18 protein-coding genes are annotated in these 14,234 nt (G+C 35.5%); 7 read left to right on the top strand and 11 right to left on the bottom strand.

Going from position 1 to position 14,234, the window contains the following annotated elements; all coding sequences use genetic code 11:
* Positions 1-234: 234 nt before the first annotated feature.
* The 5 genes from JFU23_RS09040 (at position 235) to JFU23_RS09060 (ending at position 2,885) form a co-directional block, all read left to right on the top strand.
* Complete coding sequence (locus tag JFU23_RS09040; protein WP_002034002.1) at positions 235-1,212, top strand: LacI family DNA-binding transcriptional regulator; 978 nt, start codon at positions 235-237, stop codon at positions 1,210-1,212.
* A 98-nt stretch (positions 1,213-1,310) separates the two neighbouring features.
* Positions 1,311-1,892, top strand: a complete 582-nt coding sequence (locus JFU23_RS09045; RefSeq protein WP_201031777.1) for a TetR/AcrR family transcriptional regulator — start codon at positions 1,311-1,313, stop codon at positions 1,890-1,892.
* A gap of 71 nt (positions 1,893-1,963) precedes the next feature.
* Positions 1,964-2,296, top strand: a complete 333-nt coding sequence (locus JFU23_RS09050; RefSeq protein WP_000312339.1) for a DMT family transporter — start codon at positions 1,964-1,966, stop codon at positions 2,294-2,296.
* 1 nt (position 2,297) lies between these two features.
* Complete coding sequence (locus JFU23_RS09055; RefSeq protein ID WP_002015033.1) at positions 2,298-2,612, top strand: DMT family transporter; 315 nt, start codon at positions 2,298-2,300, stop codon at positions 2,610-2,612.
* A 15-nt stretch (positions 2,613-2,627) separates the two neighbouring features.
* Positions 2,628-2,885 (top strand): DUF3975 family protein, encoded by a 258-nt coding sequence (locus tag JFU23_RS09060; protein WP_098635948.1) that lies wholly within the window; start codon positions 2,628-2,630, stop codon positions 2,883-2,885.
* A gap of 66 nt (positions 2,886-2,951) precedes the next feature.
* Here JFU23_RS09060 and JFU23_RS09065 read toward each other — a convergent pair whose 3' ends face one another.
* The 11 genes from JFU23_RS09065 to gcvT all read right to left on the bottom strand — a co-directional run bounded on the left by JFU23_RS09065 (position 2,952) and on the right by gcvT (position 11,367).
* A complete protein-coding gene (locus JFU23_RS09065) occupies positions 2,952-3,137 on the bottom strand; it encodes a hypothetical protein (RefSeq protein ID WP_016100624.1) in 186 nt (61 codons plus the stop codon).
* A gap of 250 nt (positions 3,138-3,387) precedes the next feature.
* Positions 3,388-3,984, bottom strand: coding sequence for an ABC-2 transporter permease (locus tag JFU23_RS09070; protein WP_201031778.1), 597 nt, complete (start codon positions 3,982-3,984; stop codon positions 3,388-3,390).
* Positions 3,985-4,017: 33 nt separating this feature from the next.
* Positions 4,018-4,650 (bottom strand): ABC-2 transporter permease, encoded by a 633-nt coding sequence (locus JFU23_RS09075; RefSeq protein ID WP_061674780.1) that lies wholly within the window; start codon positions 4,648-4,650, stop codon positions 4,018-4,020.
* Between the two features lie 14 nt (positions 4,651-4,664).
* Positions 4,665-5,333, bottom strand: a complete 669-nt coding sequence (locus tag JFU23_RS09080; RefSeq protein ID WP_201031779.1) for an ABC-2 transporter permease — start codon at positions 5,331-5,333, stop codon at positions 4,665-4,667.
* Entirely contained in the window at positions 5,314-6,186 is an 873-nt protein-coding gene (locus JFU23_RS09085) for an ABC transporter ATP-binding protein (RefSeq protein WP_201031780.1), read from the bottom strand. The genes JFU23_RS09080 and JFU23_RS09085 overlap by 20 nt, the downstream gene beginning before the upstream one ends.
* 3 nt (positions 6,187-6,189) lie before the next feature.
* Positions 6,190-6,564, bottom strand: coding sequence for a GntR family transcriptional regulator (locus JFU23_RS09090; RefSeq protein WP_044442613.1), 375 nt, complete (start codon positions 6,562-6,564; stop codon positions 6,190-6,192).
* Positions 6,565-6,680: 116 nt separating this feature from the next.
* Positions 6,681-6,872 carry a hypothetical protein gene (locus JFU23_RS09095; RefSeq protein WP_002088608.1) on the bottom strand — a complete coding sequence of 64 codons (192 nt, stop codon included), beginning with the start codon at positions 6,870-6,872 and terminating at the stop codon, positions 6,681-6,683.
* A gap of 70 nt (positions 6,873-6,942) precedes the next feature.
* Positions 6,943-7,146 carry a DUF3929 family protein gene (locus JFU23_RS09100; protein WP_000262495.1) on the bottom strand — a complete coding sequence of 68 codons (204 nt, stop codon included), beginning with the start codon at positions 7,144-7,146 and terminating at the stop codon, positions 6,943-6,945.
* A gap of 284 nt (positions 7,147-7,430) precedes the next feature.
* Positions 7,431-8,906 (bottom strand): aminomethyl-transferring glycine dehydrogenase subunit 2, encoded by a 1,476-nt coding sequence (gene gcvPB, locus JFU23_RS09105; protein ID WP_002122485.1) that lies wholly within the window; start codon positions 8,904-8,906, stop codon positions 7,431-7,433.
* Positions 8,903-10,246: an aminomethyl-transferring glycine dehydrogenase subunit 1 gene (gcvPA, locus tag JFU23_RS09110; RefSeq protein ID WP_002034012.1), complete on the bottom strand. Its 1,344-nt coding sequence runs from the start codon at positions 10,244-10,246 to the stop codon at positions 8,903-8,905. Before gcvPA ends, gcvPB begins: the two co-directional genes overlap by 4 nt.
* Before the next feature lie 20 nt (positions 10,247-10,266).
* Positions 10,267-11,367 carry a glycine cleavage system aminomethyltransferase GcvT gene (gcvT, locus tag JFU23_RS09115; RefSeq protein WP_002034013.1) on the bottom strand — a complete coding sequence of 367 codons (1,101 nt, stop codon included), beginning with the start codon at positions 11,365-11,367 and terminating at the stop codon, positions 10,267-10,269.
* A 391-nt stretch (positions 11,368-11,758) separates the two neighbouring features.
* Between gcvT and JFU23_RS09120 the strand changes: the two genes are divergently transcribed.
* Positions 11,759-13,441, top strand: coding sequence for a DEAD/DEAH box helicase (locus JFU23_RS09120; RefSeq protein WP_002015016.1), 1,683 nt, complete (start codon positions 11,759-11,761; stop codon positions 13,439-13,441).
* On the top strand, positions 13,428-14,222 hold the full coding sequence (locus JFU23_RS09125; RefSeq protein ID WP_201031781.1) for a YqhG family protein: 795 nt from the start codon (positions 13,428-13,430) through the stop codon (positions 14,220-14,222). The genes JFU23_RS09120 and JFU23_RS09125 overlap by 14 nt, the downstream gene beginning before the upstream one ends.
* The last annotated feature ends 12 nt before the right edge of the window (positions 14,223-14,234 follow it).

Below are 14,234 nucleotides of genomic sequence, written 5' to 3' on the forward strand. Positions count from 1 at the left end.
TTCGCTTCGTTATCAAACGCCTCCTCCGAAAACTTTCCACGTTATTCTCACACATTCTGACAAAAATTCTTTGCAGACATACAAAAAAGACCCCACTATTCTTACGCCCAAATAAAAAGGTTACGCGAACAACAGAAGTCATGCTTATAACATAGATTGTGAAAAGCTTTTCAGGTCAAGATTTTTTTCATTCTTATTATTTTCCCCTTATAATTAAGGAAAGAGGTGATACATATGGCCAATATAAAACAAATTGCAAAAACTGCTGGTGTATCTATATCAACTGTTTCTCGTGTCCTTAATAATCATCCTTACGTAAAAGAGGAAAAACGTAAGCGTGTTTTAGATGCAGTTGAAGAATTGAACTATGCAAAAAATATAAATGCTATCCATTTAATAAAGGGTAAAACATATACAATTGGCGTTATGCTACCTTTTATTAATCTTCCGTACTTTAGCACGATCATTGAAGGAATCGGAAACGAAGCGTTAGCAGCTGGATATCATATTAATTTATGCCAAACGAATTACGATAGTATTGAAGAAATTCGCGTTCTTGAAATGATGAAAATGAAACAATTTGACGGGATGATTATTTGCTCTCGCACGAGTTCATGGGAACAAATTGAACCGTTCGCAAAATTTGCCCCTATTATTTCATGTGAAAAAATGAACCATCCCCTCATTTCATCTGTCTATGTAGATCATTACGAAGGATTCCGCCTTGGTACTTCCTATTTACTCAGTAAAGGTCATGAAAAAATCGGCATTTGTTTAGCAAGAAAAACAAGTGTTAATTCAATCGAGCGTGAAAAAGCTTTCGCCGACACTCTCCGTCACGAAGGAAAAACAGTACACCCTGATTGGATTTTCCATCAATGTTATACGATGCAGGACGGGGCAAAAATACTTCATCGTATTTTAAACATGAAAAATCGTCCAACCGCTATTTTCACAGCGAACGATCAAGTAGCTGCTGGTTTATTAACAGAGGCAAAAAAACATGGCATTCGCATACCTGAAGACCTCGCTATCCTGGGATTTGATAACCATGAAATTTCAAAAGCATTAGAAATTACAACTATTGAGCATCCCGGGCTCACAATGGGATCGCGTGCTTTTTCTTTATTTCATAAACAGATACAAAACGAACACATTATTGGAAACTCAGAAGAACTTTCATTCCATTTAATTGAGCGAAAAACAGTCTAGAAAAGAGTGCCAACCATAGCACTCTTTTTTCAGTTCTTCACCTATTGACTTTATATTTTTTATCTCATATAATGAACCTAACGAACGGTAGGTAGGGGATGAAAATGACAGCAAACCGCATTAAAGCTGTAGCACTTTCTCATTTCGCGCGCTACGGCTACGAAGGAACTTCATTAGCAAATATTGCTCAAGAAGTTGGGATTAAAAAACCATCGATTTACGCACACTTTAAAGGAAAAGAAGAGCTATATTTTATATGCTTAGAATCCGCTCTTCAAAAAGATTTACAAAGCTTCACTGACGATATCGAAAATTTTTCAAAATCGTCTACTGAAGAATTGCTAGTAAATCTGTTAAAAGGTTATGCAAAACGATTTGGTGAAAGTGAAGAATCAATGTTTTGGTTACGAACTTCTTATTTTCCGCCGGATGCATTTCGCGAACAAATTATTGATAAAGCGAATGTACACATTGAAAGTGTCGGAAAACTTTTATTCCCTGTGTTTAAAAGAGCAAGCGAACAAGATGAACTGCATAACATTGAAGTAAAAGATGCTTTGGAGGCTTTTTTATGCTTACTTGACGGCCTTATGGTTGAACTACTATACGCAGGTTTAAATCGTTTTGAGACACGTTTAGAAGCTTCTTGGAAAGTATTTTGGCGCGGCCTTTCAAACTGACGGATTGCTCCTTTGCAATGCGTCGTTTTTAAGCCCTTTACCTAACGACTGGTAGGAAGGAGAAATGACATATGGCATGGATTTATGTAATCATAGCTGGTATTATTGAAATCTTTTGGGTTATTGGACTTAAAAAAGCGGAGGCACCACTTGAGTGGGCTGGTGTTGCTCTATTAATTACAATTAGTTTCGTCTTATTATTTAGAGCATATAAAGATTTACCTGTCGGCACTGTATACGCAGTCTTTACAGGAATTGGAGCTGGTGGAATCGTTCTTACAGAGATTTTCATCTTCGGAGAACCTTTCTCTATCGTAAAAGTATTATTAATCGGTTTAATCTTCTTCGGAGTAATTGGTTTAAAACGAGTAACAGAAGAAAAAGAAGCGAAGGAGGCCGCATAAAATGGCTTGGGTATTTTTAATTCTAGCTGGTATTTGTGAAATTGTTGGTGTACTCTTTATGAAAGTAGCCACTGAAAAGAAAGGCTGGGCACCAAAAGTTATTTTAATCGCTAACTTTGGCGTAAGCTTCTTCTTCTTATCTCTTGCAATGAACACATTACCGATGGGAACTGCTTACGCAATTTGGACTGGAATCGGAACTGCCGGAAGTGCACTTCTCGGTATTCTTATTTTCCGCGAGTCAGCGGATTGGCGTCGCCTTGCCTTCTTAAGCTGCATTCTGTGCGGCGCTGTTGGCTTAAAATTATTAGGCTAACGTGAGGTGAATGTCATGTGGAAAGAAAAAGGAAAACAAATGTTAGCATGGATTACACTTGGAATTGTCATTCTATTACAAATCAGTTTTCATATAATAGAATGGTTGTTTCATAAAGTAGTATCCATTCTTACATTCCTTCCTAGCATGGCACTTGAAATTGCATCTATTGCTTGGTCAATTATTGCCTCCATTGCAATCGTGATTATATGGAGTATCGCCAAGCTATGGAACAAGTTATTTAAAAAGGACAGTTCTTCTGAAAAGAAGTAACTGTCCTTTTTTATCCCGCTATTCGCGGGCAGTAAGACCCCCACTGATTAAAGTTTCACTTTATATTCATTCTGATTTTCTATAGAAATTTGATGCGATCAGACAAAGCAGACCAGCTATGACAACACTCATACCAATCCCTTTATACAAATTAGGAAATGGCGATGGTATATCTGAGTAAAAATTTGCTAATATGAGACCGATTGAAAATAAAAGTACCCCAATTCTATATAACCACTTTCTTTTGTTCATCATTCTCCCTCCTAAAATTTTTCATATCCTTCTTTCTTTTGGACATACTACCTAAAAAAGGAGTGGGTTATATGCAAAATTCTATACATAAGCAGATCCTATTTTTATTTTTCCTCTTTCTCATTCTCGTTATCGTTTTCAGCTTTATATTACATACTCCAAAAGATGTTGTACCAAACAGCCTCTCTGTTTATAAACTCTTACTTTCATATTGTCGTTATTGAATAAGGTGCCTTATATAAGGCACCTTTTAAAATTCTCTCTTCTCATACAATTTCACTGAAACGAAGATAGATACTATGAACATGCAAATTGAACTAACGAATAACACCCTGTTATATAGTTGAATTTGTTCCATGCTGATTTCAAAGAACATAGTACCAATTGCTGTCGGTGCTATTAGTATAAAAATCGTAATAAAAATAGCTTTTTTATATGCTAACCAAAACGATATTGGTAAAACAAAACTTAAATACACTAAAATAAAGCTAATACTAGCAACCATTGTCGTTTCAATAAATTCAAATAGGTTAACCCCATTCTTCATTCCCATCGTGAAACAACCGACCGTTACGCTTATAAAAAGAATAATAATTGCTACTATATATTTCGCAAATACAATTTGTTTTCTCAATATTGGTAAACTATTTACTATAACTTCACTCTCATTTTTACTATCTACTTCAAATGTTTTTACTGTTGCCCCAATTGTAATAATTACTGACATAATTATGAATAGATTTTCCGTATCTGTTAAAGCCATATAAAAGAGAATAGGATAGAGTATGTACCAAATTAAAAATTTCCATTGAATGATGAAATCTTTTAAAATTAATTGCTTGATCATGTTTTACACCTCCTAGTATGAAAAGAGCCTCTTCTATAACTCTGCCTCCTGAAACATTTTCATTGAGAGAAACATTGATATGACTATACTTACTAACACTCCGATACCAAGAGCACTCATTGCTAGTGTAGCCTCTTGAGAGTGGAGTACTTTTAACATAATTATTTCATCACCAAAAATACTGCACATAAGGCCAATCATACCCATTAAAGGAAAAATCATAATCACATTCAAGACAGTAATAGCTTTATATCCTCCAACGTAATTAGCAGGTATCGTTACAACACAATAGATCAAAGTAGCTACTATTGCCGAAAATATTGCATATCCAGGAATAGCTATGTCTCTGTTCAATAAAATATTTCCTAATATTACGACTATAAAAGTTGTACTCAAACCAGCCATAATAAATAATGAGCTTGAAATATATTTAGCTATAACTATCTCCTTTCTCGTTATAGGCAAACTCACTAATACTTTTTCTGCTTTACTTTTCTCGTCATAATAAAAAGAAATATATATAATCGTACTACATGTTATAAATAATCCTATTGCAATCCCCATTGGTTGGACGGGATTCCTAAAAACAGAGAAAATAGGTATTAAAAAATATAAAGGAAACATCTTCTTATGTAAGAAAAACTCCTTCAAAATCAACTGTTGCATATGAATTCCCCTCTCTACAAATCACGTGCTCCATAAATTTTAATTGTAAGAAACATAGAAGCGATATAGACACTAGCTAATATAATTCCTCCAACTATAAATACACCGATATGCACTGGATTCATAATCCACTCAATGAATGAAGGTGTTGTTTCATCCAATCCATCTCCTATGAATATCCAAGCAATTCCACCAACTACCATTGATGCTCCTGACACTATACTTCGTGCTATCTTTGACCTTGTAACATAATAACTAGGAAAGAATGTTACAACAAAAAATACGGCGTAAACAGCCCCATTTACTACTCCATACCACGGAATTTCAATATACAAATTAGGATGATATGCACCGATATCATCAATAACAGCGATACCTCTTATAAGAAAAACAACTAGCATAGTGGAAACCATGCCCCCTACACTGAATATTGCACAGGAAATATATCTAGCAATAATGATATCCTTTCTGCTTAACGGTAAACTATTTATAATAATGTCACTTTTATTCCTTTCATCCATAAAGATTAACGTCATAACGGAGGAAAGAGTTATAAATAGACAGCTCATCGGAAATAACATTTCACCATCTGGCTCTAATATAAAGAATAAAAGAGGCATACTCAGATTCACTAACCAAGTTACCCGAAAAAAGAACAAATCTTTATATATGAGCTGACGCATAAGCACCTCTCCCTTTCGCGGTGTAAACGATAATATCATCTAATGTAGGCTTTTCTATTACAACCTCATTTCCAAACCAATCGATAATTGCTTGTTTATCCTTCGCTAAACCTTCGAAACCAAATTTATTTTTTCGTAATCCAACAAATAGTTCTTTTCCTTCTCGATCTAATAAGTCATTACTGCCCTTTACGATTACGTAGTTCTCCATTAATTCGTCTTTCTCACCAGTAAATATAATTTCTCCATCGTTGATGAACGTAATATAATCCGCGATGCGCTCTAAGTCTGTTGTAATGTGTGTTGAGAATAATACAGATACTTCATCTTCCATTACAATCTCTTGCAGCATATCAAGTAATTCAATTCGAACAACTGGGTCTAATCCTGCTGTTGGTTCATCCATAATAATGAATTCCGCATGGTGTGAAAGTGCGATTGCAATCGCAAATTTCATTTTCATCCCTTTGGATAACTCTTTAATCTTTTTATACGTTGGAACTTGTAATCTCTGCATATACGATTGATACTGCTTTTCGTCCCACTTTTTATATAACGGTGCAATAATCCGTTTCATTTGCTCACACGTTAAATCTTCGTAATAATGATTTTCATCATATACAAAACCAATATTTTGTTTTATTTCCTTTTCGGCTTTCTTATTGTCCTTACCAAAAATTTTTATATCACCGCTCTCTTTTCTGATTAAATTCATAATCATTTTGATCGTCGTACTTTTTCCAGCTCCATTCGGTCCGATAAATCCCATAATATATCCACGTGGCAATGTAAAACTTACATTTTTCACTGAGAAATCTTGATAAGTTTTACAAACGTTTTTTAGCTCTAACATCTCTTATTCCCCCTTGTATAAACACGCAATCATCTGTTGCAACTCTTCCAGTGAAAGCTGCAACACTTTACTTTCATTCACAATCTCTTCTACTTTACTTTCCAATAGACGTAGCCGCTGTTCTTTTAATAGTTCATTATTTTTATGTGAAACATAAGTCCCCTTCCCAGCAACAGTTTCTATATATCCTTCTTTTTCAAGCTCCTCGTACGCACGTTTCGTTGTAATTACACTAATTTGTAATTCCTTCGCTAAGCTACGAATAGACGGTAATTGGTCTCCACCCTTTAAACCACTATTTAAAATAAGCTGGCTTAATTGTTTCCTTATTTGCACATAAATAGGGTCTTGGGAAGAATTCGAAATAATAATATTCATGTTTTCCTCCAGTGTGTATATACTGTATATACCTTATATACACAGTATATACAAAACATCCTATTTTTGGCAAGAAAAAAAGACCAACATTTTTCTGTTGGTCTTTCGTATATGTATCACTTTTCAAAGCGATCTAACATTTCGTCTCTCATTCCGAAACTAACAACCGCAATTCCTACATACATAAAAAGAAGGAATGCTGGATGAACTGTATTGTACCAGCTGCTATCAACAATTAAATAAATCGTTAACGCCACAACAAGAACAAACGCTAAAATAAACATATAAAAGTGTCTTGTATTACCCATGATAAACTCCTCTCTTCTCTCTTCACCATTCAACAGTATATTGTATCGAATAATTCGATATGACTCAAGGTTAACTTTCTGTTATGTAATCAAGTTCTACCTTTACAATGTCCTCACACGCTATTGAAATGATTGTTCCTTGTTTATCAATCGCTGTCACTTCTCTATTATCCATTACACGGTGCGCTACTCTTTCTAACACTTTCCCTTGGTCTCGGTAACAAAATTCTTTTACATCTTTAATTGTTTCTCCATTTTCTAAATGGTATACCATTCTATAACATCGATATCCCACGCTTCCACCCCCGTCTTGCTCGTTTTTTCACATATACATAAAAATGAGTAATTTCTACCTCATCACATCTTCTTAATTTCAATAAAATTCTAACAAAAATAAATACTTTTATCAAACCGACTTTTTCAACAAAAACACCTATAAAACCGCATCTTTACAGCAATATGAAACAAAAAATATAAATTTTTAACATTTTTTTCATTCTATCCGCACCAATGTTGGAAAAAAAAGAACCCGCATGTAGCGAGTTCTTTTTTTTCCAATCACACTTGTACAGGTGCTAGCTTTTCATAACGTAAAACTGGTTTACGAGCAGCCAATGTTTCATCTAAACGTTTTATTACTGTTGTATGTGGTGCTTCTTGTACAACTTCTGGATTTTCTTCTACCTCTTTAGCAATTTGAATCATCTTATCAATGAAACCATCTAATGTTTCTTTTGATTCTGTTTCTGTTGGCTCAATCATAATACATTCTTCCACATTTAATGGGAAGTAAATTGTTGGTGGATGGTAACCGAAATCAAGCAGACGTTTTGCAATATCTAATGTACGTACACCAAGTTTCTTTTGACGACGACCTGATAATACAAATTCATGCTTGCAATGTCTATCGAACGGAAGATCATAGAATGGTGCTAATCTTCTCATCATATAGTTCGCATTTAATACAGCATACTCAGTTACTGCACGCAAGCCATCTGGGCCCATAGAACGAATATATGTGTATGCACGAACGTTAATTCCGAAGTTACCATAGAATGGTTTCACACGCCCAATTGCTTCTGGACGATCATAGTTAAAGTGATAGCCATTTTCTGTTTTCTCTAAAATCGGTTTTGGTAAGTACGGAATTAAATCAGCTTTCACACCTACTGGACCAGAACCTGGGCCACCGCCGCCATGCGGACCTGTAAATGTTTTATGAAGATTTAAATGCACAACGTCAAATCCCATATCTCCTGGGCGTGCTTGGCTTAATACCGCATTTAAGTTTGCACCATCATAGTATAATTTACCGCCTGCGTTATGGACGATTTCTGCCATTTCTAAAATATTTTCTTCGAATAGGCCTAATGTATTTGGATTTGTTAACATAAGTGCTGCTGTTTCTTCGTTTACAACACGTTTTAAATCATCTAAGTCAACAAGACCATGTTCATTTGATTTCACCGTAATTGTTTCAAAACCAGCTACTGTTGCAGACGCCGGGTTTGTTCCGTGAGCAGAGTCAGGAACAATTACTTTCGTACGGTTAAAGTCACCGTTCGCTTCATGATATGCACGAATCAACATTAATCCTGTCCATTCTCCGTGTGCACCAGCTGCTGGTTGTAACGTAACAGTATCCATACCTGTAATTTCAATTAAATGTTCTTGTAAGTCATACATTAATTCCATTGCACCTTGCACTGTTTTTTCATCTTGAAGTGGATGAATATTTGCAAAGCCTGCGAAACGAGCTACGTTTTCATTAATTTTCGGATTATATTTCATCGTACAAGACCCAAGTGGATAGAATCCAGAATCCACACCGTGGTTACGGTTTGAAAGCGCTGTGTAATGGCGCATAATATCAAGTTCAGATACTTCTGGAAGCTCTGCATCTTCTACTCGAATATAATCACTCTCAAACACATCTTCTAATTTTACTTCTTCTACATCTAATTTGGGTAAGCTATATCCTACGCGTCCTTCTTTAGTCACTTCAAAAATAAGTGCTTGGTCTTGGTTCTTCATTGGATAGCCCCCATTTCGTTTACAAGTGTGTCAATTTCCTCTTTTGTACGAAGCTCTGTTACCGCTACAAGCATATGGTCTTCATGCTCTTTATAATCACGGCCTAGGTCGTAACCACCGATAATATTCTTTTGTATTAATACATCATTTATTTCTTTAACTGGACGTTTACAATCTACAACAAATTCATTAAAGAATGGTCCAGCGAACGTTACTGTGAAACCTTTCGCTTCAAATTGACGTTTTGCATATTGTGCTTTAGAAATGTTTTGACGTGCCATTTCTTTTACACCTTGTTTGCCAAGTGCCGTCATTGCAACAGAAGCTGCTAATGCATTTAACGCTTGGTTTGAACAAATGTTAGACGTCGCTTTATCACGACGAATATGCTGTTCACGTGCTTGTAACGTTAATACAAATCCACGTTTACCATCTGAATCTACAGTTTGTCCGACAAGACGTCCTGGAATTTTACGCATAAATGCTTTCGTTGTTGCAAAGTAACCACAGTGCGGTCCACCAAACTGCGTTGGGATACCGAATGGTTGTGCATCACCGATTACAACATCAGCACCGAATTTTCCTGGCGGTGTTAATGCGCCTAATGATAATGGATTTGAAGAAACGATAAATAATGATTTTTGTTGATGAACGATTTTTTCGATATCAGCTAACTTTTCCACTTGTCCGAAGAAGTTTGGATATTGAACGATTACACAAGCAACTGTATCATCTACTTCACTTTGTAATACTTCTAAATCTGTTACACCGTTTTTATGATCAATTTCAACAACTTCAAGATTTTGACCTTTTGCATATGTTTCAAGTACTGCTCTTGATTCTGGATGAACTGCCTTAGATACAAGAATTTTCTTTTTACGAGTATGACCAGCTGCTAGCATTGCCGCTTCAGCTAAAGCTGTACCTCCGTCATACATAGAAGAGTTTGCTACATCCATTCCTGTTAATTCACAAATCATTGTTTGGAATTCAAAAATTGCTTGTAATTCCCCTTGTGAAATTTCTGGTTGGTATGGTGTGTAAGCTGTATAAAACTCTGAACGAGAAATAACATGATCAACAATTACTGGAGCGTAATGATCGTATACACCTGCTCCTAAGAAAGAAGCATATTCTTTTAAGTTCGCATTTTTGCTAGCCATTTGAGATAGCTCTTTTAAAAGCTCTGGCTCTGATTTTGCTTCTTTAATTTTTAAATCCCCTTTAAAACGAACACTCTCTGGAATATCAGAGAATAACTCATCAATCGTTTGAACGCCGATTGTTTGTAACATTTCTTTTTTGTCTTCTTCTGTCATTGGAAGATAACGATGCAACATGAAATCTACCCCTCTCCCCGTTACTTTGAACGTTTATAAAATGGTGTTGGAACAACTACTGCTTTGACGCGTTTATTACGAATTTCAATTTCTACTTCTGTATCAACTGCTGCGTATTTTACATCAATTAGTGCTAAACCAATGCTTTTCTTTAACGTTGGAGATTGTGTACCACTCGTTACTTCCCCGATTTTTTCTTCTCCTATAAATACAGGGTAATGCGTACGAGGAATACCGCGTTCGATTACTTCGATGCCGACTAATTTACGAGATGCACCGTTTTCTTTTTGCTCTTTTAACGTTTCTTTTCCAAAGAAATCTGCTTCTTTATTTGGTTTTACCGCAAAACCAATTCCCGCTTCAATCGGTGTAATATCTTTTGATAACTCTTGTCCGTATAACGGAAGTGTTGCTTCGAAGCGAAGTGTATCACGAGCACCTAAGCCACATGGTTTTAAGCCCTCTTCTGCTCCCACTTCAAGAAGTTTCTCCCAAAGTTTTGCTGCATCTTCACTCTTACAGTAAATTTCGAATCCATCTTCACCTGTGTAACCTGTACGAGATACAAGTGCAGGAATTCCATCTACAAGAATATTATTTTTAAATTTAAAGAACTTAATTTCTTTCAAATCTTCTGACACAACTTTTTGTAAAATGCCTTCTGCTTTTGGTCCTTGAATTGCAAGCTGCGCAACTTCACTAGAAACATTGACTACTTTCGCATCGCCAATTACATGGCTAGCTAACCATTCGTAATCTTTCTCGATATTTGATGCATTGATTACTAATAAATAGTCTTCTTCACCACGTTTGTAGATTAATAAATCATCTACTGTGCCACCATTTTCATAGCACATAGCTGTATATTGTGCGCCCCCTACCTTTAAGGTAGATACGTCATTTGTAACAACACGTTGTAAAAATGCTAAACTATCTACACCTTTTACCTCTACTTCTCCCATATGAGATACATCGAACAAACCTGCTCCTGTACGTACAGCTTCATGTTCCTCTTTAATGCTTGAAAATTGAACTGGTAATTCCCAACCACCGAAGTCGACTGTTTTCCCACCATACTTCGCGTATACATCAAATAACGGTGTACGTTGTAATGTAATCATGCTCTTTCCCCCTTATGCTCTGACAAATCAATAAAAGTTGCTTCCCATATCTAAACATTTTCATTCTGAAAAGATAAGGTTATACGGAATCTCAGTATATTTTTTTATGAAAGCGTAAATAAAAAGTTACTTTCTTGGATAAAATACGAAAGATTCCACACATTTCACACCATTATCCTAACATTATTCGCTATATTTCATCAATATTCTAGCATAAAAAATAATTTAGAATTTTTCATTCTTAATCTTATTAAATACAAATTTTGAAATTTAGCCCTTTATCATTGCCTATTCTTTAACTTTTAGTAATTGTGATAGCGCCTTATTACGAGGCTTATAATAAAGATTTTTTAAATAATCACTTTAGTTTATAAAAGGTGGGAGAGTCTTAATGAATGTCGATATTTCCGTAGATCGAACGTGGCAAAACAATTTTTTAAAAAGAATTGATGAAGATGGTCCTTGGACAAATTGGGATTTATATCATTTAGCTTATAAAACAGAGAAATCGTTACTCGTCCCTACTTTTGATGGATTGCAAGCACCGAAACATTTATCACATTTCACGCCGCTTCCACATCAATTAGAGGTCGCTCAAAATGTCATTGAACAAATGAATGGTAAAGCGATTCTAGCAGACGAAGTTGGACTTGGAAAAACGATTGAAGCTGGACTTATTTTAAAAGAATATATGGTTCGAGGACTTGTAAAAAAGGTACTCATTCTCGTTCCAGCTTCTCTCGTATCTCAGTGGGCGTATGAACTAAACACAAAATTTTTTATTCCTGCGGTCGCTCAAAAGAAAAGTTATTCTTGGGAACAAGCTGATGTCATCGTTTCATCAATCGATACTGCGAAACGTTCACCGCATCGCGATATCGTTTTAAATCTAGAGTATGACCTTATTATTATCGATGAAGCACATAAACTAAAAAATAATAAAACAAAAAACTATGAATTTGCACAGCGATTAAAAAAGAAGTTTTGTTTATTACTAACTGCAACTCCTGTTCAAAATAAAATCGATGAAATCTTCAACCTCGTTTCTTTATTAAAACCAGGTCATTTAGGCAATCAATCTAATTTTGAAGAATATTACGCTTCCAAAAATCGTTCCACTGAATCCGATGAAGATTTAAAAGCTCTTATCAATAAAGTAATGGTTCGAAATAGACGCAATAACACTGGCATTGATTGGCCGAAGAGGCATGTACGAACAATCTTCGTTGAATTCAATGAAGAAGAACAAGCTTTGTATAATGAAATTGAAAATTGGCGTGGACAAGATGCCGTCACATCTGCTTTCTCATCCTTAACTTTAAAACGGGAAGCATGTAGTAGTCGTGAAGCTGTTTACTATTCATTAAAAAAACATGTAGAAAAAAGACAGAAAGAAAATGAACACTACATAAAGGACCCACATATTGATGTGCTGATGGACAAAATTAATCATATTCCGTTCAACTCCAAAGCAAATAAAGCACTAGAGCTTATAAAAGAAGTTGACGATAAAGTCATTATCTTCACTGAATATAGAGCTTCACAAATGTATCTACAATGGTTCTTACAACAACATGGCATTTCCTCTGTTCCATTTCGCGGTGGATTTAAGCGCGGGAAGAAAGATTGGATGAAGGAGCTTTTCCAAAATCATGCCCAAGTATTAATTGCGACCGAAGCTGGTGGTGAAGGAATTAACTTACAATTTTGTAGCCATATGATTAATTACGACTTACCGTGGAATCCAATGCGACTCGAGCAAAGGATTGGACGTATTCACCGTCTTGGACAAAAAAATGATGTTCATATTTATAACTTAGCAACAAAGCACACTGTTGAAGAGCACATTTTAAAACTACTATATGAAAAAATTAATTTATTTGAACGTGTAATCGGTGAACTCGATGAAATTTTAACGAGAATCAACATGAAAAATATTGATGCGCATATTCAAGAAATTTTCGCGCAGTCAAAAAGCGAAGGTGAAATTCGAATCAAGATGGAAAATTTAACATCTATTATCGATTTTGCGAAGCGCAATGAAGCAGAGGTGCAAGACTATGCAGCAAAATGAAATTCATAATTACTTATATAACTTTTTTGAGGCGAATAACTGCGAAATTTTAGAACGTTCCCCTCACCTATTAGACGTGCAGTTAACAATTGAAATGGATAAATTACTAATGAACCGCCCTTTCTATTGGCACTATCTTGAAAAAACAGGAGGCATTCCGAACCCGATGCGCCTTACTCTTATTACAAATCCAGAAAACGAAGAAAACGACGGTGAACTTATTCATTACGGTTCACCCCGTTTGCATCAAATATTTGAAACAACAAAAGAACTAGGTTCATACATACGTTTATATGAGGAAGTGAAACATAGCGGGGCAACTCATACCCCCCTTCATCCTTGGCTTGGTGTAAATATAAAAGTATCTTATCAATGCGACCGCAAAAAAGACATACTTCATTCCATCGGTATTCATCTTATTTCCGGGACAATGATTGCGAACTTTCATGACACTTTAGCAGAGATCAAACTCACACCGAAAATACCTGACTTTTGTTTTACCCTCTCACCTATCATTAAGCCACAAAGTGGCTTACAACGTATAGAGGATGCTTTAAAAAATATAATCGCTGAAGATGACCACACGTGGGCAAAAGAAGCGAGAGTGCGTTGGAATCACGATTTAGACCTTTTAAATCGATTTTACGAAGATAGCGATGAACTTCCAGAAAGCTATGAAATTGAAAAGCAAGCATTACAAGAACAATACGAACCACGCATTACAATACAAATTATAAACGGTGGTCTCTTTTATGTTACCGCAAATCATTTTCTATCTTAAAGAAAGCTCCTT

This window comes from Bacillus sp. TH50 (assembly GCF_016650565.1).
GTDB lineage: Bacteria > Bacillota > Bacilli > Bacillales > Bacillaceae_G > Bacillus_A > Bacillus_A mycoides.

Coding starts and splice junctions, on each gene's coding strand:
- JFU23_RS09040 (WP_002034002.1), top strand. CDS start 235: ATGGCCAATATAAAACAAATTGCAAAAACTGCTGGTGTATCTATATCA.
- JFU23_RS09045 (WP_201031777.1), top strand. CDS start 1,311: ATGAAAATGACAGCAAACCGCATTAAAGCTGTAGCACTTTCTCATTTC.
- JFU23_RS09050 (WP_000312339.1), top strand. CDS start 1,964: ATGGCATGGATTTATGTAATCATAGCTGGTATTATTGAAATCTTTTGG.
- JFU23_RS09055 (WP_002015033.1), top strand. CDS start 2,298: ATGGCTTGGGTATTTTTAATTCTAGCTGGTATTTGTGAAATTGTTGGT.
- JFU23_RS09060 (WP_098635948.1), top strand. CDS start 2,628: ATGTGGAAAGAAAAAGGAAAACAAATGTTAGCATGGATTACACTTGGA.
- JFU23_RS09065 (WP_016100624.1), bottom strand. CDS start 3,137: ATGAACAAAAGAAAGTGGTTATATAGAATTGGGGTACTTTTATTTTCA.
- JFU23_RS09070 (WP_201031778.1), bottom strand. CDS start 3,984: ATGATCAAGCAATTAATTTTAAAAGATTTCATCATTCAATGGAAATTT.
- JFU23_RS09075 (WP_061674780.1), bottom strand. CDS start 4,650: ATGCAACAGTTGATTTTGAAGGAGTTTTTCTTACATAAGAAGATGTTT.
- JFU23_RS09080 (WP_201031779.1), bottom strand. CDS start 5,333: ATGCGTCAGCTCATATATAAAGATTTGTTCTTTTTTCGGGTAACTTGG.
- JFU23_RS09085 (WP_201031780.1), bottom strand. CDS start 6,186: ATGTTAGAGCTAAAAAACGTTTGTAAAACTTATCAAGATTTCTCAGTG.
- JFU23_RS09090 (WP_044442613.1), bottom strand. CDS start 6,564: ATGAATATTATTATTTCGAATTCTTCCCAAGACCCTATTTATGTGCAA.
- JFU23_RS09095 (WP_002088608.1), bottom strand. CDS start 6,872: ATGGGTAATACAAGACACTTTTATATGTTTATTTTAGCGTTTGTTCTT.
- JFU23_RS09100 (WP_000262495.1), bottom strand. CDS start 7,146: ATGGTATACCATTTAGAAAATGGAGAAACAATTAAAGATGTAAAAGAA.
- gcvPB (WP_002122485.1), bottom strand. CDS start 8,906: ATGAAGAACCAAGACCAAGCACTTATTTTTGAAGTGACTAAAGAAGGA.
- gcvPA (WP_002034012.1), bottom strand. CDS start 10,246: ATGTTGCATCGTTATCTTCCAATGACAGAAGAAGACAAAAAAGAAATG.
- gcvT (WP_002034013.1), bottom strand. CDS start 11,367: ATGATTACATTACAACGTACACCGTTATTTGATGTATACGCGAAGTAT.
- JFU23_RS09120 (WP_002015016.1), top strand. CDS start 11,759: ATGAATGTCGATATTTCCGTAGATCGAACGTGGCAAAACAATTTTTTA.
- JFU23_RS09125 (WP_201031781.1), top strand. CDS start 13,428: ATGCAGCAAAATGAAATTCATAATTACTTATATAACTTTTTTGAGGCG.